Consider the following 19,796-nt stretch of genomic DNA (forward strand, 5'->3'; position numbering starts at 1 on the left):
TTTATTTCCTCCTCAAGACATGAGCGCTAACAAGCGCTGAAGATGTGGTTTTCCGCCGGCTGTCGGTTGCCAGTTGTACTGAACGCTGTGACCGCCTTCACTAATTACGGCATCTGCGAAAGAACGAAGTCCTAAGTTGACGACTTTAGGTGCGCGCAGCAACTGCTGGATTGCTTCTGACGACTCAATTTTATGTGTGCTCGGTTCTACAGATGGAACTGTTTTCTGTTTGAACTGTGGAACTTCTTTCCCAATCATTCGAAGTGCATATTCGACAGCTGCCACGTTACTCTCGGCGACGAGGATACCAGCTGCTTCAAAGAGTTGCTTTTGGGCACTGTAACGCTGTGGATCCTGCTCGGTACCACAAACGTTGACAATCACCTCTACGTTCGGACGAGTTGCCTGTAATTTTGTTAACGTCGGGAGCAGTGCACCGGCCATGTTCTCATGCGAACCATATCCGAGGACGTTATCCAACAGGAGCACGATTGACTCATCTGTATCACAATAGCGATTGATGAAGTCGATTCGTGTCGACGGATCAATCATTGGGTGTGGCTTCCCTTGCGTGTAGACGTCATCCCCTAAATCGATGACGACGTTCCCGTCATAGTCAAACGAGAAGCCGTCCCGATGCTCACGATCTGCCTCCACACCGAATGAGAGGCCCATCAAATCAGCCGTCTCCGCGGCCAACGTTCCCCCTGAGAACAGGCCGATGATTCGTGACGCCCCATTCGAGGTGACTTCGGTCCGATTCCGTTCCTGCGTCGATTTTCCAAGCGCAAGCAATGCCGCTTCTTCCGATGTGTCTGCATAGACGACGTGGTTGACAGGCGCGAGTCCGTGGTCCCCGACGAAGAAGGCCACGACCGGTTTGTTGACTTGTTGAAGCAGCTGCTCAATCTCTTCGCGCACTTCTTTCGCAGGTGGTTTTGAGATAACAACGATCGTGTCCGTTGTCACGTCCTCCGCAAGTGCCCGAATGCCGGCTTTCATCGAGATTCCGCCGATTTCGGTCGACAAGTCACGTCCGCCCGTTCCGATTGCATGGGAGACCCCGCCACCGAGACGATCAATCAACGTTGCCACTTCTTGAATTCCTGTCCCTGAGGCTCCGACGATTCCGACACGCCCCTCCCGGACCACGTTGGTGAAGGCGAGCGGAATACCTGCGAGTGATGCGGTACCGCAGTCAGGACCCATGACTAGCAGTCCTTTGTCATCGGCGAGCTGTTTCAGTTCACGTTCCACTTCGACAGGGACATTGTCACTAAAGATATGAACGTTCAAGCCTTGGTTCAGTGCTTTTCGTGTCTCGTATTCGACGTATTGTCCAGGAATCGACAACAGCGCCAAGTTCGCTCCCGGCAGTTCTTCGAGCGCCGCTTTCCACGACCGGACTTCTGTCTTATCCGCACCTGCTTGTTTCGTTTGGTTGTTCAGGAAATCATGGATTGCTTTCAAAAGTGGTTCGGTCTGATCGGTTTCCGCATCGACGACGATACACATGTCTTGTGGCGTCGCCGCCTCTAACTCTTCTGTATAGAATCCTGTACTTTTAAAGATGTCGAGGTTGGCCGGTGTCCCCATCATGATTGAGACTTTATTGATGCCTTCGAGACTCGAGACGTGGTTCGATAACACCATCAACGTGACGGAGTCTTGATACGTGTTTGCTTGAATGATTGTTGTCAACATACGTTTCTCTCCTTATGCTTCCGCCGGTTTGACGGTTTCTTTTGTGAATAACATGGCGATCATTCCGATGACGAGTAAGACGGCCGCCAAGTAAAAGCCGGTTTGCATCGATCCCGATTGATCGACTAAATATCCAGTAAGATAAGGTGCCAGAATCGACGACGTCATCCCGACAAAGTTATAGACACCGAAGACGGTTCCGTACACTTTTTTCGGAGCGTTGTTCGCCACGAATGAGAGCAGGACCGGGTCAAGCGCTAACTTTCCAGTCAATCCATACAGGATGAGCGCCGCGAAGAGCAGTGGCGTGCTCTCAACGAAGACGACCGCCAAGATGGAGGCGATGGACAATGGGACGAGAACGAATACGAGTGGTTTTTTCTTGCCCATCTTGTCTGACAGATAACCGATCAATAGTGCCCCCGGAATAGACGCCCATGGGACGAGTGACGAGATGAAGCCGACATCACTGCCTTGGAAGCCACGCTCTACTTGTAAGTATTGCGGGAGCCAAGTGAGAATCATGAAGAATCCATAAAGTGAGCAGAACACCATGACAAATGTCGCGAGCAAGTTACGATTTTTGAACAGGCTCATGATTGAGAAATCTGATTTTCCGACCGTGTTCGCGACACGTTCTGGTCGCTTCTCTTTGACGACGTACCAAATCAAAATCCCTGTTAAAATCGTCGGGATCGTCATGAAGTAAAATGGCGTTCGCCAACTCATGCCGAGCTCGAGCGTCAAATAACTCGATGAGATATAGCCGAGTGAGATACCGAGTGCCATACCACTGTTGATGATGGCAGTCCCAATCGTTAGAAACTGCTTCGGAATCGCCTCAGACGACAACGCGTATTGAGGACCGTAATACGTTCCTTCTCCGAGTCCTGTGATCGCTCGGGCGATCATGAATAAGAGAAATGTCGAAGCTAATCCGGTGATCCCGGTGAATAGTCCGAACAAAATAAATCCAGGAACTAAAATTCGTTTGCGTCCAAACTTATCACCAAGTGAGCCCGAAGGAATTTGGGCGATGGCATAAGTGAGGAAGAATACACTGTTGACCAATCCGAGCTGGGCGTTGTTCAACCCGAACTCTTGGGCCAGGTTCGGCATGACCGGGTTCAAAATTGTTCGGTCGGCGTACATAAACATCCAACCTAAGAAAAATACCGCGATGACTTTCCACCAATACGGGATTCGTTCCTTCTTCGCTTCAAACGAAGGTTGAGACACTGGGGATGTACTCATGGGGTTACTTCCTTTCTGTATTTTGGTATCGCTTACAACCCCACTTTACGTGTCAGCCCATAAGAAACGCATAAACAGAACAGGTCTTGCCGTAACAATTCCATAAAAAAAGCACCCTAAGGCGCTTAAGAGAGTAACGCGTATCCGATACCGGGATACGTTTTTAGTTGATCGGCAGCCTCTAGAGCCCCGGCTGCTTTAAATTTCTTTCGGATGCGTCCAATCGTGACACGCAAATACTCGACTTCCCCGCCATATTCCGGTCCCCAAACAGCTTGAAGTAGCTCACGATGTTGGACTACCTGATCTAAATGCTTTACGAGTTCTGACAGGAGCGAGAACTCATTTTGGGTCAATTTGACTTCTTGCCCTTGATGAAACACTCGGTTGCGCAGACGATCGATTTCCAAACCTTTTATCTCGACCGTATTCTCTAGCGCCTCACTCACCTTCGTCCGTCTCAATACGGCTTTCACCCGGGCGAACAGCTCGTCAAGCGCAAATGGTTTTGTTAAATAATCATCCGCTCCTAAATTTAGTCCATCTACCTTATCTTTTGCCTGACTCCGAGCAGTCAACAAAATGACCGGAACGTCCGAGACTGTCCGGAGACGGCGTAACACTTCAAATCCGTCCATATTAGGCATCATAATATCGAGCAGTACTAAATCGACCTGACGGCGATCGACATCCTCCAAAAAAGAGGAACCGTCTGGATAGTCATAGACCGAGTACCCGAGCGACGATAAATTGGCCGCCACGAATCGAGCAATTTTCTTCTCATCCTCTACAATCGCAATCGTCTGCATGCTTCAATCTTCTCCTTTCGGTAGTTCAAGAAAGAATCGAGTCCCCCGCCCGAGTTCACTCTCAGCCCAAATCTTTCCGCCATGGGCTTCAATGATGCCTTGGCATATCGCCAATCCGAGCCCGGTTCCTCCTTTTCGCCGTGTCGACTTCATTTCGACTTGATAAAACCGGTCGAAAATCCGTTCCAAATGATCATGGCGAATGCCAATCCCTTGATCTTCAATGACGAGCGTCCAATCCGTATCTGATTCATAAGATTGGATGTGAATGGTTGGTGGGCCGTCACTATAACGAACCGAATTGGTCAACAAGTTGACGAGCACTTGACGGAATCGATGAAAATCGACTTCGACGACGGGCGGACCTTGCCAGTCATAAGTCGTATGCGCATCAATTTGTAGCTCATGAATGATTCTTTCCACGTAAGGCTTCAAGAGAACCGCCTCAATCTCGACCGGAAAGTTGCCCGATTCAAGCTTCGTGATGTCGAGCCAATCATCGATCAGCTGACGAATCCGTTGAGAATCTTCTTGAATCCCTTGCAGCAATTCATGACGGAAAGGCGCTTCCCACGTCACGTCTTTTCGCATCAGTGTCTCGACACTGCCACGGATGTTTGTGAGCGGTGTTTTAAACTCGTGTGAGGCGAGCGAAATCAGATTGTCTTTTAACTGGTCAATCTCGACTTCACGCGTCACATTTCGGACGATATACCCTTGTCCGATCGAGTTAGCTGCATCGACTACAGAGAACGGCTGAATTTGAAAGATCTGCTCGTCCACTAATAACCGCAGGGGTTCTCTCTCCATCCTGTACTCGTCCATGAGCTTCTCCCAGTCTTCAGCCCGGCTCGATGAGTGGAAGTCGAAATAGACTTCCATAAAACGATTCACATATTCAATCTCACCGTCTTCATTCAATACGATGACACCTTCTGACATGCTGCTTAACGTCGCATGCCACAACGCATTTTGTTTCGTCGTTTCATCCACGAGGAGCTTATTATCCAACAACATGGAGAAAGCATCCGCTAGCGTATGCAGAAAAATATCCTCCCGTTTCGAAATCGTCTGATTCATCGTTAATCCAACGAGTAACATCCCGCTGGCTTGCCCGCCATAGTAGAGCGCATTGACTTGGAAGCGATAGGCGTCTTGTTGCGTTTCGATGAATTCATATAAGCTTTCTTGAGATAAAATCGCGTCTTTTGATATGACCTGGTTCGGTAACGATACAAATAACGGATAAGGCAAGATTGCTGATACCTCGTGCAACGTACTCTGCACGAGCGCAATCGTGTCTGGCGCATGACGAAACGATGTCATAAATTGATTGAGTGCCTGTAACTCAAGATTGTTTTGTTCGAGTTCATGCGTCCGCAACTTAACTTTTTCTTCAAGCGCGTCGTTCAACTGCCTCAAGTTTTCTTGTCCGGACCGAACATCATCCGCCATCACGGCAAACTGTCTGGCCAATCCAATGATTTCTTTTGGGGCATGAATTGATTTTAAATGAGCCACTACATCCGGCGCCTCGGCACGCTCGACCATCAATTCAGTCTGATTGACAAAATCGGCGAGGGATTGATTCAGTTTTCGGGATAGAACCAATCCGAGCACGAGCATGATTGCCGCGACGATTAAAAACAGGATCGTATTTGGTAGTAACGTGTTGACTGTTGCAGCTAAAATACTGCCGACCGGACGCGCGATCCAAACCGTCCACTCATACTTCGGTACTTCCGCATAAGTAGCGAGCTGTGATTCTTTCTTTCCTTCATCATAAACACGCCATACGTTTCCCCACAGTAATGTCCCCGTCTCATTCGGATTCGTTGAAATCGTTTTCACTTTAGTCAACGGATATTCGTCCGGATGAAACACGATTTGATTCCGATCATCGACGACGACCGGATATTGCTGTTCGTTAAAATTGTTAGCAATGAGCGTTTCGCCAATCCCGTCCAAATTGAGTGCACCTAGCACATAACCTTCCATGTCCTCTCGTTCATTGAAAATCGGTGTCGCAATGACAATGAGCGGTTTTCGACTTCCGCCTCTTCCTTGAAACACATGTGACACGTAAGTCGTTTTACTCGATTGAATGCGTTCAAAGTAAAAGCGACTGCTAAAATCCAATCCAATATTCGAGACACCGTCCTCATTGTTCATCGGCGAAAATGAGGTCGTCTCCCCTTCCGAATCAGCAATATAGAGATTTTCGAAGCGTGGATTGTGTCGTTTAATATTGTCGAGCATCGCTTGCTCCCATTCTCCCGATCGAGCAGTCGCACGAGATAAACGGATATTGACCGCAGCCGTTTGAATGACTTGACGGCTTTGTTCGATATAATCGAACACAATCGATTGCATCTGTTTCGTCGCAACTTCTTGTTGAGTAAATTCATCTTTCACGTTTCGGACCGTGTCCGCCAAATAAATCACAAGTGAGAATAGGCCCGAAACGAGTATAAGTAATATGAAATCAAACAAAAGTCTTCCTCGAAATGTCTCTCGCATCACCCGAATCCGGTGTAGCATTTCCTATCACCACCTATAAAAAAAGAGTAGCACGGTTTATGCTTTTTTTAGATATTCCATCGGGTTTTTTATGTTTTTGTTATGGCGATGTCGTGACAAAAAGGTTGACCATAAATGGCCAACCCGTTTGTTTTATCCCCGGCTCCTCCGTGTCACAGCGACCCCACCGAAACCGCTGATGATGGCGATATAGAATCCTAAATCATAAAACCAGCCGGTGTTGTTCACTTCATAGACGCGATACGTGTCATTGAACAACCCTAAAATCAGTGACACCGGTGCGATCCAGCCGTGCCAGACGCCCCAAAAGAAGCCGGCCGGGTCCGTCGTGTAGGAGCCGTCACCCGGCACGCAGCCGCCGAGGACGACAACCAACCCGAGCATGATGGCCAATAATCCGATTCGTTTCATATAAATCCCTCCTCGTATTCCTATTCCCCGTTTCCATAAAAAAAGCACTGACCGAAGTCAGCGCCAAAGTTGGACCGTGTTCGCGAACTCGATATCGGTCGCGATCTCACCGTCGAGGGCGTGCAAGTTGAAATCCTCCCCGTCGAGCCACGTCTGAAAATCAAAGATGACCGGGTCGCGGTCGCCACCGAGGGCGAACCACGTCTCGAGCGTCTCCGGGAAATAGGCGGCCGTATGGATCGTCCCGGCCCAACTTTTATACAGCTCGGAGAAGACACCTTTATCCGAGTCGTTCATGAGCCGGAACGCGCTCTCGGCGTCTTGGACGATGTGTTGATACATTTTGATCTCCATCATCCGTCGCGTCGAGTCGTCGAGATGGTAACGATTCTCGTGCTGCAACAGCTCGAAGTGGTTCGTGCAAATGTTCGACTCGCGGACGCGGATATCGCGCGGGGTCGCTTCGATGACACGTGTCTTTGACGATTTATCGTGGACGACGTACGTGAACGAGCCACGGTGCGGGATGTCTTTCAACAGATCGACCGCTTCTTCGACCGTCGCGCACGTCTCGAGGATCATCCGTCCGATCATCTGACAGACGAAGCCGTCGCCGGGGCGGCGCCGGTTGATGAAGTTGTAGCCCATGGCAAGCCCGCGCTCGTTCATCCCGTCCATCCTCCCGGTGACGCGCGAGACGGGTCCGATGACGGCGTAGCCCTCGTCCGGTTGGAACACGTTGTAACGCCCGTCATACGTCATCGGATGATAGTCGTAGTTGCGGACGAGGAAGTTGTCCCCTGTCAAAATCGAGCAACCGCTGATCGGATTATTGACCCGGAAATGACCGAAGTGAAGGAGCGTATCGCCGAGCGTCAGTTCGAGCTCGTCCTGCAGGCCGAGCAGTTCTTCCCAAATCCGTGGGGCGAACCGGTCGAACGCTTGTTTCGCCTCGCGGTCGTCGATCTCAAACCGGGGGACGCGCAGCTTCCACTGATCGGTCCGGTTCTCGAGCAGCTTACTTCGCTTGATATATTCACCTTGAAAGCGGCCAAAGTCATAATGACTGCCGCGGAATTGTGTAAGTTCGCTTGAGACACGTTGCATGAAAAAACCTCCCTTGCGCCCATTATAGCGGACGCGCGGGAGGGATGTCTGACTTGAAACTGTTCATAGCTTGAACTGACGGCTCATTTGTTGCATGTCTTCCGCGGTGAGCGACAAGTCTTTGACGAGACGGTTCATCGTCTCGCTCGTCGCCGACATCTGTTCGGTCGAGGCGGCCACTTCCTCGTTACCGGCCGTGCTCTCTTCCGAGATTGACGCAATGTCTGAAAGACCTCGCTTGATGTCTTCTTGGTTCATCTTGACGCGACCGAGCTGTCCTTGCATCGACCCGGTCAACCGCTGCATCTCGCGGACACTCATCTCAATCTCATTGAACGCCTGCTTCGTCGCCTCGAGCGTCCGTCTGCCGTCTTCGGCGGCGTGCATACTGTCAGTGAACGTCTCGCCGAGCGCGATCGAGTTCCGTTTGACGCTGCCGACGATCTCTGAGATCTCGCTGACCGACTGGGCGACGCTATTCGACAGACCGCGAATTTCGGAGGCGACGACGGCGAACCCTTTCCCGTGCTCCCCGGCACGGGCCGCCTCGATGGCCGCGTTCAAGGCGAGCAAGTTCGTCTGTTGCGAAATCTGTCGGATGATCGTGACGAGCTCCGTCACTTCGTCCGCCTGTTGCTCAAAGTCTTTCACTTGGCCTTGCGATTCATTCACTTGCGTATGGATGTTCGTCATCTTCCCGACAGCGTCTTCCATGAGCTGCAGCCCTTCGGCCGTCGCCCGACTGACGACTTCCGCTTGAGTGCTCACGCCGTGCCCGTCCGTCGCCGTCTGTTCGACAAGTCCTGAGAACTCGTTCATATGTCCGTACAGCTTCATCGTGAGCACGCTCTGATTCTCGACCCCCCCAGCGATTTCTTCCATTGTGAACGCAATCTGTCGCGAGGCGTCGTTCACTTCCTCTGAGATGCTCGCGACGTTGCCACTCTCATCCCGGACCGTCTGTGCTGACGTCTGTAGGTTTGAGATCAACCCTTTCAACATCTTCGTCATTTGGTCCATCGAGGCAGTGAGGCGCTTGATTTCATCATTCGCACGCAGTTGAATGTTGTTTATCTCAACCGACGCCGTCGCCAAGTCGCCGCCGGCGATATGCGTCGCGACGCGTTCAAGGTCACGGAGCGGACGCAATTTCCAACCGAGGTAACGCCAGATGATGACCGAGGCGAGACCGAGCAAGATGACGAGCCCGATGAGTACCGGAAGCAGACTTTCACGTAATACGTCAGTCGTGACCGCCGCAACATCGTCCGCGCTTTTGTCGATGCCGATGACACCGATGACTTCATTCCCCTGCTTGATCGGGACGAGTACCGTCATATAGTTCCCAAACTCTGGGTCTTCGATGATCGGTGTCGTGCCGGTTCCACCTTCAAACGCCGGCTGTGCGTCTTCGAGCGAAGTTGCAGTCACCGGTGTCCCAATCTCGACCGCGTCCGTAGCACTCATTCCATCTACGATGATTTGTAGCTCCTCACCGTCCAATGCGAGCGTGTAGACGTACATCGCCCCGATTTGTGTGCGATACGTATCGAGCTGTTCCCGAAACTGCTCGAATCGCTCATTCTTCTCCGGATTTTGTAAAAACGCCGCATACGCGTCCTCATCTATCGCCTCGCTGATCCGAGCAGCGTCTTCTAGCAAGACGGCCTGCATCGAACTAAGCACTGTATGTTTCGTACTCACGTATTGAGTGACCCCGAATATGACGATGAGTAGCGTCACAAAAGCGAGCATCGCCACAAGAATCCGGTTTTGCAGTGACTGTGGTTTGGTTTGTCTCATAAGTTCCCCTCCTAGTTCCTTACTGTGTATATCGGAGGAAACTAAAAAAGAGTAAACAAAAAACGGACGATTTTCGACAAAATCATCCGTTTTTTATTCATTTGTCGAATTCACAGCTTCGAGCGGCATCGAGACTTCCGCCTCACCTTCTTCTCCGATATGGAACAACGGGAGCGTCTCCGGCACGAACAATTCAGGGTTCATGTCGGCTTGATAGACGTACGTCCGCACGTCACCTTCACGCTCGGCGACGAGTTCACCGAATGGGATCGGTACGCGCGTGCCATCGACTTCGTAGCTGATCACCGTCGTCGGGTCGAGCCGACGGTCTTCGAGCATTCGGATCGTGAACAGCATCGTCGAGCTGTTCGTCCGCTCGAGCGACACGGCAATCGATTCAGACTGTCCGGCCCGCTTGTCGATCATCGCATCGCCCGCCGTCTGTTCGAAGACGACGTTCTCTTCTGTCGCTTCTTCTGTCTTCATCTGTTGGCATCCGACAATTGTCGCTAATCCAAGCATCAAGGCAATCACTAATACACGCATCTCGTTTCCCCTCACTTCAAGGCGAAAGTCAGTTCTGCAACACACGCCACTTCTCCGTCGACCGTCGCTACGGCACGTCCTTTACCAATCGGACCACGCACCTTCAAGATCTCGACCTCGAGGCGCAACTGGTCGCCCGGGACGACTTGACGTTTGAAGCGACAGTTGTCGATGCCTGCGAAGAACGCGAGCTTACCTCGGTTCGACTCTTGTTTGAGCATCGCGAACGCACCGACTTGGGCTAGTGCTTCGACGATCAAAACGCCCGGCATGACGTTATAGTCTGGGAAATGTCCGTTGAAGAATTCTTCGTTCGCCGTCACATTTTTTAAACCGACGGCCCGTTCGCCTTCTTCGACCTCAAGAATCCGGTCGATGAGCAAGAACGGGTACCGATGCGGGATCACTTCTTTAATCTGTTCAATCGTGTACATGGTTCCACCACCCTTATGATGTTAGCCAGAAATCGGTGATATGGCGCCACGTGTCGATGTTGAACACGTCTCTCCACTCGCCTCCGCCAATCACGCTGTACCCGATAATGGCACCGATCGCGAGCATCGCGGCGGCCAAGATCAAGACAACGATGATGCGTAACAAAATCGGGAAACGGCGGTTGTTCGACAAGCGCTTTCGCTCCGTCCGCTCTTTAGGCTCTTTTTCTTCCGAGCCCTTCTGTTCTTCGTTCGTCACGTCCATTCATCCTTTCAGCTGATCTGATTATAACATATTAGTACCAGGTATTAAAATTGTTTCATAAGTTCTTTATAAGTGTAACGTATCTAGAAATGTCGAACAAGCGCCCCGTCCTCTGGCAGTCGAGCGTCCGTGCGAAAAAAGATACGGCTTGCCCTAAATAATATGCTAACGTGAGGGTATTCATTGTAAAAGGAGGATTCATTTCATGTGGAAAGAATTCAAAGACTTTGCAATCAAAGGTAATATGATCAACCTCGCTGTCGCCTTCATCCTCGGGGCCGCCTTCACGGCGATCGTCACGTCGCTCGTCAACGATATCTTCATGCCGTTACTCGGCATCCTGATCGGCGGCATCGATTTCTCGACGCTCGCAGTCACCGTGCTCGGCGTCAGCGTCACATACGGCAACTTTCTGCAAGAGATCGTCAAGTTTTTCCTGATCGCTTTCGCCTTGTTCATGATGGTCAAAGGGATCAATCGCCTGAAGCGCGAGCAAGCGATCGAAGAGACGCCAGAGCCAGAGTTGTCGCGCGAAGAACAGTTGCTCTCAGAGATTCGCGATCTACTTAAAAACCGTCCACTATGAGTCATTCGTCTGAACCGTCACGGTTTAGACGTTTTTTCAATTAATCGAAACGCCCGGCTGACCGCGTTCGTCAAGAGCGGTGCCACTTCCATCATCGCCGTCTCAAGCGACATGACCCGGGAAATGATCGGGAAAATGGCTTCAATCCCGACTTCCGGGAGTGCCGTCATGTCGGTCTGGCCGGTGAATACGAGCGTCGGGACATGATGTGTTCGTGCGAGGCGGGCCAGACCGTATGGCGCTTTCCCGTGCAGTGTCTGTTCATCGAACTTACCTTCCCCCGTGATCAACCAATCGGCCCCATGCAGCTGCGCGTCAAACGATGACCAACGCATCGCTTCCTCGATGCCATTCACGTACGTCGCCCCGAGTTGGTACATCGCAAAACCGATGCCCCCAGCTGCTCCCGCCCCGGCGATCGCCGTATCGGCGTGATCGAAACAAGCAGCGTAAGCGCTCATCAAGTCGTCATAGTGGCCGACGTCACTTGGTGCTAGACCTTTTTGTGGACCGAATACGGTCGCCGCGCCCACGTGTCCGAGGAGCGGGTTCGTCACGTCCGAGGCGATTCGCCACGTGACGTGCTTCGCCTCCGGCATCAGACCGGACCAGTCAACGTGCTTCACGCGCTCGAGTCCGTTCGGGAACGGTTCGAGCACTCGTCCGGACTCATCGAGGAAACGGACGCCTAGCGCTTCGAGCACGCCCTTGCCACCATCGACGGTCGCACTGCCGCCGAGACCGATCGTGATGCGTCTCGCTCCGCGTTCGATCGCTTGTCTGAGTTGCATCCCCGTCCCGTAAGAACTGTACCGCCACGGGTCGAACCGATCGACGAGCATCAATCCGGACGCTTCCGCCACTTCGACGACCGCTTCTCGTGTTGCTTCATGCCATCCGTAGCGCGCCTGACGGACCCGTCCGTCGAGCGCAGTCACTTCCTGTTCGACCGCATTCGCTTCCGGATGTGTCGCTAGCCAGGCGTCGAGAAACCCTTCGCCCCCGTCCGATACGGGGATCTCGACGACGTCATGTCCCACAAGCGCCCGTCGCACCGCCCGATTCGCTTCCTGACTCGTCAACGATCCTTTGAACGAATCCATCGCCACAATAATTCTCATACCGTTCCCTCCTTCATCTCAATTATAAAAGAAAAACCGCTCCTCAGAAGAGAAGCGGTCAATGTTATGGGCGAAGTGACGTCACGAGCCCCATCATCTGGTCGCTCATTGACAGCGCCCGGGAGTTCATCTGGTAAGCACGCTGTGTGATCGTCATATCGGTCATCTCTTTCATCAAGTCGACGTTCGATGATTCGAGCGTCCCCTCTAATAAGAGATTCCCGACTGGACGGTCGACTTCGATATCAAGATCAGCCGAATAGACGTTGTTCCCAAGCGGACGAAGTTCCGACGTGTTGCGTACCTCGACGATGTCGAGGCGACCGAACTCTTCTTCGACGCCGTTCACGCTGGCGACGAGGACCCCGTCTTGACGGACGCGATGATTCGTCGCTTCGTTCGGCGTGACGATGCGGTTGCCATCTGCACCGAGAAGTGCGTTGCCGTTCACGTCAGAAAGTGTCGTCCCGTCATTGCCGACCGAGAGCTGCATGTTACCGCTCCGGGTCACACCGATCCCGTCTTCCGTCTCGACGACGAAAAACTGGCGGCTTGCCTGCAAGAAGACGTCAAGACCTCGGTCCGTCTTCTTGATTTGACCGATGTTGAACTGTTGGGAGATGTCACCGACGTGACCGCCGACACCGATGCGGATCCCGTTCGGTGTATCGCGGCCGACTTCAAGTTCGGCCCGAGGCTGATTGTCATACGCTTGCGAAAGGAGCGAGGCGAAGTGACCTTGCTGGCGTTTAAAGCCGACCGTGTCGACGTTCGCGATGTTGTGGCCGGTCACATCGAGCTGGCGTTGAAGCTGGGCTAGTGACGAGACCGAGTTATAAATGGACTGCATGGGTTTCCTCCTTATCGAATCCGAGCGATTTCGATGGCCCGCTCGGCACTCTTGTCATACGCCTGGACGACTTTTTGGTTTGCCTCGAACTGACGGTACGTCACCATGAGGTCAGCCATCGTCCGGTCAAGGTCAACGTTTGCTTCTTCGATATAGCCTTGTTGGAACTGGACGTTCGCAGCGGGATTTGCTCCCCCGTTGACGCGATAGTCGTTCCCGACTTGTTCGAGCGTGGCCAAATCATCGATTTGAACCGCCCCGAGCGTCGCAACGTCTTGACCGAGCGACGTGATTTGACCGTCGCCTGACAATTCGAAGTCACTAGACGGCAACTGGATACGTTCACCCGTATCAGACAAGATGTACCCACCGTCCGCCGAGCGGAGGAACCGCTCATCGTCGACCGAGAAGCGGCCATTCGTCGTATAGAGCGCCTCCCCGTTCTGTTCGACCGCGAACATGGCGGCGCCTGTAAAGTCAGCCGGAACTTTCAAATATACGTCGGTCGGGCTATCCGTCGCCGTGACGCTTCCAGCAGAGAAGCGTGGCATCGTTTCCTGCAAATACACGCCGGTCGAGAGCGTGCCGACCTCGCCTTGGACACGCGAACGGTCGTTACCAGGATGGCTCACCTCGGCGAGCAATAGTTCAGGGAACGACCGGACGACACCGTTTGATGCCTTGAATCCCGGAGTCCGAACGTTTCCAAGGTTGTTGCTTAATATCTCTTGTTGCCGCTGAAGCGCGTTCATCGCGCCCGCCGCCGTATAAAGTCCACGTAACATGTTCGTCTTCCCTTCATCCTTAAAGTTTCTACTTCTTATATCGTACCAAAGGAAGGAATCATTCACCCTTTTTCAAAAAAAAGACAAAAAATAATGAACAATGCTGCTCATCATTCAATGTAGTAAATAATATTTATTATGTTATGATTAAAATACAATTATACGCATTTCTAAAGGAGGAAGAATGTGATGTCTCGTCGTCATACGAAAGAACGATCCGAAGTCGTAGTTAGAAGAGTAGGAGGTTCGAAAGGTGTGACACTGCCAAAAGCTATGTCTACCGATATTGGGGACAAGTATTATATTCAGCAGCATCACGACGGCACCATCATCCTTACCCCATTCGAAAAACCAAGAATACTGAAAAATGTATTTGCCGATATCGATGAGGACACATATGCGGACATGAACGAAGTCATTCTTGGAGAAGTCGGTCAAGAAGCAGAATAACAATCCTATTTACTTTTGAAGGGAACCCATTAACATGTCGTCACCATCAGTCAAACATGATCGTCCACTCGTCGGTCAAATTGGTTATCTTGATTTCGATCCTAGCGCCGGCTCAGAAATTCAAAAACGGAGGCCTGCTTTAGTCATCAGTCAAAATGACTTCAATCAAACGGGATTTTGTATCGTCTGTCCAATCACCCATACCGAAAAGCCATTATTTGTCCGCATACCAGACGACTTGCCAGTCAGCGGTTATATCAATGTAGTCCAAGCAAAATCGATTGACTGGAAGGCAAGACGGTGGAAAGCAGCGACCGACTGTCCACCAGAAGTCGTTGAGCAAGTTCAAGAAATCGTAGCCGTTGCCATATTAGGAGAGTGTTCAATTACTCGAGTATGAGTTCAATGTACACAAAAAAGCGAGTCCGCTTCAACCACGAAGCAGGCTCGCTTTTTATCATTCAACAATCGGCAGTTCGACGATGATCGTCGTCCCTTGCTCTGGTTTAGAACGGACTGAAATCGTCCCGCCGTGGGATTCGATGATCTCTTTACAGATGGCGAGCCCAAGGCCGGTGCCTCCAATGTTGCGGCTCTGTTCATTCTGTACACGGTAAAACTTTTCAAATAGTCGCTCGGCGTCTTCTGCTGTCACCCCGATGCCCTCGTCTTCGATGGCGACTCGGATGACGTCCCCTTCACATGATACGTTGACGGCAATATTCCCGCCGTCGGGTGAATACTTGATGGCGTTGTTCAAGATGTTCGAGAACACTTGGCGTAGTTGGGCCGGGTCCCCCGAGACACGTATCTCCTCGTCACACTCGAAATGGAACGCGTGCAGCTCGGTCGATCCCGCATGAACCTCAAGGACGTCCGAGAGGAGATTGAACAAACTTTCGACTTTAAAGGCTTGCTGGATTTTTCCCGCTTCCATCTTTTGAACGTCAAGCAGGTCGCTGACGAGCCGTTCGAGCCGTCTCGTCTCGCTGCTGATCATTCCTAGGTAACGCTTGCGTTTCAGTTCATCGACGTGACGGTGCTCGAGGAGCTCCGTGAAGCCGAGGATGGATGTCAAAGGCGTCCGCAGCTCGTGAGATACGGTCGCGACCAATTCGGTTTTCAAGCGATCGACCTCGATCTCTTTCGTCACGTCGCGCAACACAAAGATCACACCAACACGTTCGTCCTGCAGTTCGATCGGTTCGGCGTACATCCGTATGATACGTATTCCACCTTGCATCGAGTACGTAAACGTCTCATCGAATATTCCTTCATGCTTCGCTCGATTTGTGAACCGGTTGAGACCTTCCTGATCGTCGATTTGATCCATGAACGGCCGGTAAAACGCTTCGATCGGATAAAGACTTTGGCGGTCATCAAACGGGATCGGTTGTTCGTACAGATCAAATAACGCCGCATTGGCGAACCGCTGCTCGGTTCCCGTCTCGACGAACACGATCGCGTCCCGCATCGTGTGCACGATGCGAGCCGTCTTCTCTCGTTCCCGCTCCAATTCATCGTGCTGTTGGATGAGCGAGTTCGACATCACGTTGAACGACCTTGAAAGCTGACCCACTTCATTTTGAATCGGGTCGACCGGGACGAGCCGCGCATGCGGATCGACCGCCAAACGTTCGCTGTTCGTGATGAGCGCCTGAAGCTGTTTCGTCAACCGGACAACGTACGTTTGAAGCCCGATAAAGAGTGCAAACAGCGCACCGAGTAAGATGATGAGCCAACTCCATTGGGCTTTGGCGAGCTGTTCAGATAACGATTCGCGCAGTCCGGTCTCTTGAAAGTCAAGTTCAGACCGATAATCGGTGAACACCGTTTCCATGTCGACGATGCTCGCGCTCATATCGGCCGCGTTAGTCGGCTTCAATTTGAATCGTGTCTGGTCCGAACTCGCGTTTTGCGGCATGAGTTGGCCGACGGTCGCCATCTGCAAGAATGGCTCATCGACCTCCCCGCTCGCCTTGGCAATCACGTAACGCTCGAGTCCCGGCATGACCCGGGACGTATAGATTGCGAACAGGAGACGGGCGTCAGTCGCGAACGTCACTTCCTCTGCGCTCGCGGCGCTTTGTTCGAACCACGTCGTCTGTTCGTCGATCCGGACTTGTGCCGCTCGTGCTTCGTCTAACAGTGACGCCTCGCCGAGCAGGACGTGCCCGCGCATCTCATACTGCATCGATTGCCACGTCTCGAACAAGTCAGTCGCGCGCGCACGTTGTTCACTGATTCGTTCGAGTTCAACCGTCGTTTCACCGATTGCCTGTTGCGTATAAAAGTAAGTCCCGAGCGAGGTGACGATAATTAAAGCGATGAGAACGTAGAACACCGTGAGGACTTGCCGGCTAATCCGTTGTGCGATCCAGCGTTTCATATATGGCCTTCTTTCTGTATCAGTTATATTTTATTTATTTATGTTCGCTATTCACATAAGCTAGATTCGTGTATTATAATTAGATGTTAGTCACTATTTTTCTAAAAAATGTAGTTTTTTTCCTGACCTAGTAACAGTATAGCGATAACTTCTCACAAGAAACTCACAAATAGCGAAGGGAACATGCTGATGACCCCTAAATATATCGGGCTGACGCTGTTGATCCTCCTCCTGGCATTGACAGGTGGACTCACGTTCACACGTGGGCAATCGATTGACAGTACAGCTACCGTCACCCAAGGAACTGCCGATTTGAGCGCTTCCGAAGTGACCGACACGATCATACGTCTTGACGGGACGTGGCGTTTTCAATCAAGCTTGCTCGACCAAGTCGACCGTCAGACGTATCGCAACGTCCCACACGTGACCCCACATCAAGTGGCAACGTACGAAGTCGACGTCTCTCTCCCGCCTGGCCAGTACGCGTTACGCGTCCCGAGAAACCACCCGCACATCCGTCTCGCAATCGATAGTGAAGCGGTGTCTCCCGTCTATTCGTCGACACCCGATTCACGGAACGCCTATCTCGTCTTACTCGATACGCATACGCCCGATTTTCGCTTGACGATGCAAGTGACTGGATCGGACGAACACCCGACCGGCATCCAAGACAGTCTGCTCATCGGTCCGACGAGCAGTATCATGGCCCTCCAAAATAAATTTTTCACCTACGATTTTATTATTATTTTGATTTCACTTTTAATCTTTTCATTCTATGCGATCGTTTTTATGTTCCACCGAAAAGAGTCGCTCTATCTGTACGGTGCCGCCTTCTTTTTCTTGATCGGCTTGTCGCTGTTGACACGTGATCAAATGATCGTATTCGAATTCATCCCGGCCATGACTTATGTCGTCGCCCATAAGTTCAGTATGATCACAGGACTCCTTAGCCTGACCATGCTGATCGGATTCGCACTCCGGCTCGAGCAAGTCCCGTTCAGCCGTTTCCTCTCCATCGCATCTTACCCACTTTACGCGTTCAGCTTGATCGCACTCATCATTCCGTATAGTGTACACACGACGTTTGATTATGTTGCCTGGATTTATGTACTCGTAATCGCCTTTTTCTGGACAGGACTCAATATCAATTGGCTGTTCGAACGAAAAGACGATGGGTATCCGTTTGAATTTCTAATCTTTACGCTCGCGTTGGTCATCGGCTATATCGGCCAGCTCATTAACGTGTTCATCACGCATCCGAACCAAGTGTTGTATTCGAGCGTCCTGTCGCTCATCTACTTTTTACTCATGTTCATGTTGCTGCCGGTTCATTTATCGACCGACAAAAAGCAAAAGCGAGAAGTGCAAACGTTGGCCACACAAAGCGAGATCTCATTCTTCAACTCTCAAATCAAGCCGCATTTTTTGTATAACACGTTCGGGAACGTGATCGCACTCTGCTACACGGCACCGACCGAAGCCGCACGACTCCTTGGCCATTTGAGCACATACGTCCGCTTCATCTTCGAGAACGGACGCACGGAAACAGATATCTCACTCCGCCAAGAACTCGCGGTGATCGATTCTTATTTGATGATCGAGCAGACGCGGTTCGATGGCGCTTTCACCATCATCAAAGAGATTGACGAGACCGTTCTCGACGCCCTCATCCCTCCACTCTTGATCCAACCGCTCGTTGAGAACGCGGTCCAACATGGGTTGATGAAACAAGACGGCGTCAAACGGCTCATGTTATCCGTCCAAGACGCCGGTGATATGATCGACATCCGTATCGCAGATAACGGGGTCGGTTTTGACCCGAAGGCAGTGCTTCACGAAGTGAGCGGTATCGGTATCCCGAACGTCAAGAGCCGAATCGGTTACCTTCCTGACGCCACGTTTAAATTGAATTCTGAACACGGGGTCGGCACGAACGTGCATATTCGGCTTCCAAAACGAGAGAGGATGACAGTAACACATGCGGACGATCCTGATTGAAGACGAGCCCCATATTTTGAGGATGATGGAACGATTCATCCAAGCAGAACCGAATTTGAAATGGCTAGGCTCGTTCAACGACCCCGTCCAGGCACTCGAATTTTTAACGACGCAAGAAGTCGATCTCGTCTTTCTTGACATCGAAATGCCAAAGATGAACGGACTCGACCTCGCTAAGCGCCTTCCTGAGACGACACAAGTCGTTTTCACGACGGCACACAGCCAATACGCGGTCGAGGCGTTCGGGTTACAGGCGACCCACTATCTGCTAAAACCGATTACCGAAGAAATGATTCACGACCTCGTCCCGCGCGTCTCGAAACGGTATACAGAAACGCTTCAGCCCAAGCATCATCGGACGTGTACGATCCAATGTTTCAACAATTTTTCCGTCAAGACGCACGAAGGTGACCTCGTCAAATGGCCGACCCAAAAGACCGAAGAGCTGTTCGCCTACTTGATTTACCATCGCGACAAGGTCGTCAATAAATGGCTCATCGCCGAGACGCTCTATCCCGATATCGATGATCCGCAGCGGGCACTCCATAACGTCTATAACCTCATCTATCGCTTAAAGAAGACGCTTGCAGATTTCGACTTGAACATCACGGTCCAAACGATCAACAATGGCTATTCGCTTCATTTAGAGGACGTTTGTTCGTGTGATTACCACGACTGGTTGAATACCGGTCAGACGGAAGCAAATACTCGCCTGTTCGTCGACAAAGATTACAAGTGGCACT

General features: G+C 51.5%; 19 protein-coding genes. 5 read left to right on the plus strand and 14 right to left on the minus strand.

Annotated features, from left to right (window positions below; translation table 11 throughout):
- Positions 1–12 precede the first annotated feature (12 nt).
- The 10 genes from fdrA to A6395_RS06085 all read right to left on the minus strand — a co-directional run bounded on the left by fdrA (position 13) and on the right by A6395_RS06085 (position 10,874).
- A complete protein-coding gene (fdrA, locus tag A6395_RS16140) occupies positions 13–1,704 on the minus strand; it encodes an acyl-CoA synthetase FdrA (protein ID WP_071398330.1) in 1,692 nt (563 codons plus the stop codon).
- 12 nt (positions 1,705–1,716) lie between these two features.
- Entirely contained in the window at positions 1,717–2,958 is a 1,242-nt protein-coding gene (locus A6395_RS06045; protein WP_071398331.1) for an MFS transporter, read from the minus strand.
- A gap of 125 nt (positions 2,959–3,083) precedes the next feature.
- On the minus strand, positions 3,084–3,767 hold the full coding sequence (locus tag A6395_RS06050) for a response regulator transcription factor (RefSeq protein WP_071398332.1): 684 nt from the start codon (positions 3,765–3,767) through the stop codon (positions 3,084–3,086).
- 3 nt (positions 3,768–3,770) lie between these two features.
- A complete protein-coding gene (locus tag A6395_RS06055; protein WP_158625506.1) occupies positions 3,771–6,260 on the minus strand; it encodes a sensor histidine kinase in 2,490 nt (829 codons plus the stop codon).
- Positions 6,261–6,440: 180 nt separating this feature from the next.
- Complete coding sequence (locus A6395_RS06060; RefSeq protein ID WP_016507806.1) at positions 6,441–6,719, minus strand: membrane protein; 279 nt, start codon at positions 6,717–6,719, stop codon at positions 6,441–6,443.
- Positions 6,720–6,776: 57 nt separating this feature from the next.
- Complete coding sequence (locus A6395_RS06065; RefSeq protein WP_071398334.1) at positions 6,777–7,826, minus strand: C45 family autoproteolytic acyltransferase/hydrolase; 1,050 nt, start codon at positions 7,824–7,826, stop codon at positions 6,777–6,779.
- A gap of 63 nt (positions 7,827–7,889) precedes the next feature.
- The gene (locus tag A6395_RS06070; RefSeq protein WP_071398335.1) at positions 7,890–9,629 is read right to left on the minus strand and encodes a methyl-accepting chemotaxis protein; all 1,740 of its coding nucleotides are present in this window, start codon (positions 9,627–9,629) and stop codon (positions 7,890–7,892) included.
- 93 nt (positions 9,630–9,722) lie between these two features.
- Positions 9,723–10,175 (minus strand): hypothetical protein, encoded by a 453-nt coding sequence (locus A6395_RS06075; protein ID WP_071398336.1) that lies wholly within the window; start codon positions 10,173–10,175, stop codon positions 9,723–9,725.
- Positions 10,176–10,186: 11 nt separating this feature from the next.
- On the minus strand, positions 10,187–10,609 hold the full coding sequence (gene fabZ, locus A6395_RS06080) for a 3-hydroxyacyl-ACP dehydratase FabZ (RefSeq protein WP_070328162.1): 423 nt from the start codon (positions 10,607–10,609) through the stop codon (positions 10,187–10,189).
- Between the two features lie 13 nt (positions 10,610–10,622).
- On the minus strand, positions 10,623–10,874 hold the full coding sequence (locus A6395_RS06085; protein WP_070328163.1) for a DNA-directed RNA polymerase subunit beta: 252 nt from the start codon (positions 10,872–10,874) through the stop codon (positions 10,623–10,625).
- Positions 10,875–11,079: 205 nt separating this feature from the next.
- Here A6395_RS06085 and mscL point away from each other — a divergent pair, with 205 nt between their 5' ends.
- Positions 11,080–11,460 (plus strand): large-conductance mechanosensitive channel protein MscL, encoded by a 381-nt coding sequence (gene mscL / locus A6395_RS06090; RefSeq protein ID WP_071398337.1) that lies wholly within the window; start codon positions 11,080–11,082, stop codon positions 11,458–11,460.
- Between the two features lie 17 nt (positions 11,461–11,477).
- On the opposite strand, the gene A6395_RS06095 is transcribed toward mscL, so the two are convergent.
- From A6395_RS06095 to A6395_RS06105, 3 genes are all read right to left on the minus strand, one after another.
- Positions 11,478–12,581: a glycerate kinase family protein gene (locus tag A6395_RS06095; RefSeq protein WP_071398338.1), complete on the minus strand. Its 1,104-nt coding sequence runs from the start codon at positions 12,579–12,581 to the stop codon at positions 11,478–11,480.
- A 64-nt stretch (positions 12,582–12,645) separates the two neighbouring features.
- On the minus strand, positions 12,646–13,431 hold the full coding sequence (locus A6395_RS06100) for a flagellar hook-basal body protein (RefSeq protein WP_070328166.1): 786 nt from the start codon (positions 13,429–13,431) through the stop codon (positions 12,646–12,648).
- 11 nt (positions 13,432–13,442) lie between these two features.
- Positions 13,443–14,216: a flagellar hook-basal body protein gene (locus tag A6395_RS06105; protein WP_070328167.1), complete on the minus strand. Its 774-nt coding sequence runs from the start codon at positions 14,214–14,216 to the stop codon at positions 13,443–13,445.
- A gap of 189 nt (positions 14,217–14,405) precedes the next feature.
- Between A6395_RS06105 and A6395_RS06110 the strand changes: the two genes are divergently transcribed.
- Together A6395_RS06110 and A6395_RS15705 are read left to right on the plus strand one after the other, a co-directional pair.
- The gene (locus tag A6395_RS06110) at positions 14,406–14,666 is read left to right on the plus strand and encodes an AbrB/MazE/SpoVT family DNA-binding domain-containing protein (RefSeq protein ID WP_071398339.1); all 261 of its coding nucleotides are present in this window, start codon (positions 14,406–14,408) and stop codon (positions 14,664–14,666) included.
- Between the two features lie 34 nt (positions 14,667–14,700).
- Entirely contained in the window at positions 14,701–15,066 is a 366-nt protein-coding gene (locus A6395_RS15705) for a type II toxin-antitoxin system PemK/MazF family toxin (protein ID WP_084812972.1), read from the plus strand.
- A 57-nt stretch (positions 15,067–15,123) separates the two neighbouring features.
- Here the strand turns inward: A6395_RS15705 and A6395_RS06115 are convergent, their stop codons facing one another.
- The gene (locus A6395_RS06115) at positions 15,124–17,055 is read right to left on the minus strand and encodes a sensor histidine kinase (protein WP_071398340.1); all 1,932 of its coding nucleotides are present in this window, start codon (positions 17,053–17,055) and stop codon (positions 15,124–15,126) included.
- A 189-nt stretch (positions 17,056–17,244) separates the two neighbouring features.
- Here A6395_RS06115 and A6395_RS06120 point away from each other — a divergent pair, with 189 nt between their 5' ends.
- Positions 17,245–19,053 carry a sensor histidine kinase gene (locus A6395_RS06120; protein ID WP_071398341.1) on the plus strand — a complete coding sequence of 603 codons (1,809 nt, stop codon included), beginning with the start codon at positions 17,245–17,247 and terminating at the stop codon, positions 19,051–19,053.
- Positions 19,034–19,796: response regulator (locus A6395_RS06125; RefSeq protein ID WP_071398342.1), on the plus strand; the 763-nt coding region annotated here is incomplete at its 3' end. The genes A6395_RS06120 and A6395_RS06125, both read left to right, overlap by 20 nt.

It is taken from the genome of Exiguobacterium sp. SH31, from assembly GCF_001816105.1.
GTDB lineage: Bacteria > Bacillota > Bacilli > Exiguobacteriales > Exiguobacteriaceae > Exiguobacterium > Exiguobacterium aurantiacum_A.

Coding starts and splice junctions, on each gene's coding strand:
- A6395_RS06065 (WP_071398334.1), bottom strand. CDS start 7,826: ATGCAACGTGTCTCAAGCGAACTTACACAATTCCGCGGCAGTCATTAT.
- A6395_RS06085 (WP_070328163.1), bottom strand. CDS start 10,874: ATGGACGTGACGAACGAAGAACAGAAGGGCTCGGAAGAAAAAGAGCCT.
- A6395_RS06110 (WP_071398339.1), top strand. CDS start 14,406: ATGTCTCGTCGTCATACGAAAGAACGATCCGAAGTCGTAGTTAGAAGA.
- A6395_RS06100 (WP_070328166.1), bottom strand. CDS start 13,431: ATGCAGTCCATTTATAACTCGGTCTCGTCACTAGCCCAGCTTCAACGC.
- A6395_RS06070 (WP_071398335.1), bottom strand. CDS start 9,629: ATGAGACAAACCAAACCACAGTCACTGCAAAACCGGATTCTTGTGGCG.
- A6395_RS06120 (WP_071398341.1), top strand. CDS start 17,245: ATGACCCCTAAATATATCGGGCTGACGCTGTTGATCCTCCTCCTGGCA.
- A6395_RS06045 (WP_071398331.1), bottom strand. CDS start 2,958: ATGAGTACATCCCCAGTGTCTCAACCTTCGTTTGAAGCGAAGAAGGAA.
- fdrA (WP_071398330.1), bottom strand. CDS start 1,704: ATGTTGACAACAATCATTCAAGCAAACACGTATCAAGACTCCGTCACG.
- A6395_RS06095 (WP_071398338.1), bottom strand. CDS start 12,581: ATGAGAATTATTGTGGCGATGGATTCGTTCAAAGGATCGTTGACGAGT.
- A6395_RS06105 (WP_070328167.1), bottom strand. CDS start 14,216: ATGTTACGTGGACTTTATACGGCGGCGGGCGCGATGAACGCGCTTCAG.
- A6395_RS06050 (WP_071398332.1), bottom strand. CDS start 3,767: ATGCAGACGATTGCGATTGTAGAGGATGAGAAGAAAATTGCTCGATTC.
- mscL (WP_071398337.1), top strand. CDS start 11,080: ATGTGGAAAGAATTCAAAGACTTTGCAATCAAAGGTAATATGATCAAC.
- A6395_RS06115 (WP_071398340.1), bottom strand. CDS start 17,055: ATGAAACGCTGGATCGCACAACGGATTAGCCGGCAAGTCCTCACGGTG.
- A6395_RS06060 (WP_016507806.1), bottom strand. CDS start 6,719: ATGAAACGAATCGGATTATTGGCCATCATGCTCGGGTTGGTTGTCGTC.
- A6395_RS06075 (WP_071398336.1), bottom strand. CDS start 10,175: ATGCGTGTATTAGTGATTGCCTTGATGCTTGGATTAGCGACAATTGTC.
- fabZ (WP_070328162.1), bottom strand. CDS start 10,609: ATGTACACGATTGAACAGATTAAAGAAGTGATCCCGCATCGGTACCCG.
- A6395_RS15705 (WP_084812972.1), top strand. CDS start 14,701: ATGTCGTCACCATCAGTCAAACATGATCGTCCACTCGTCGGTCAAATT.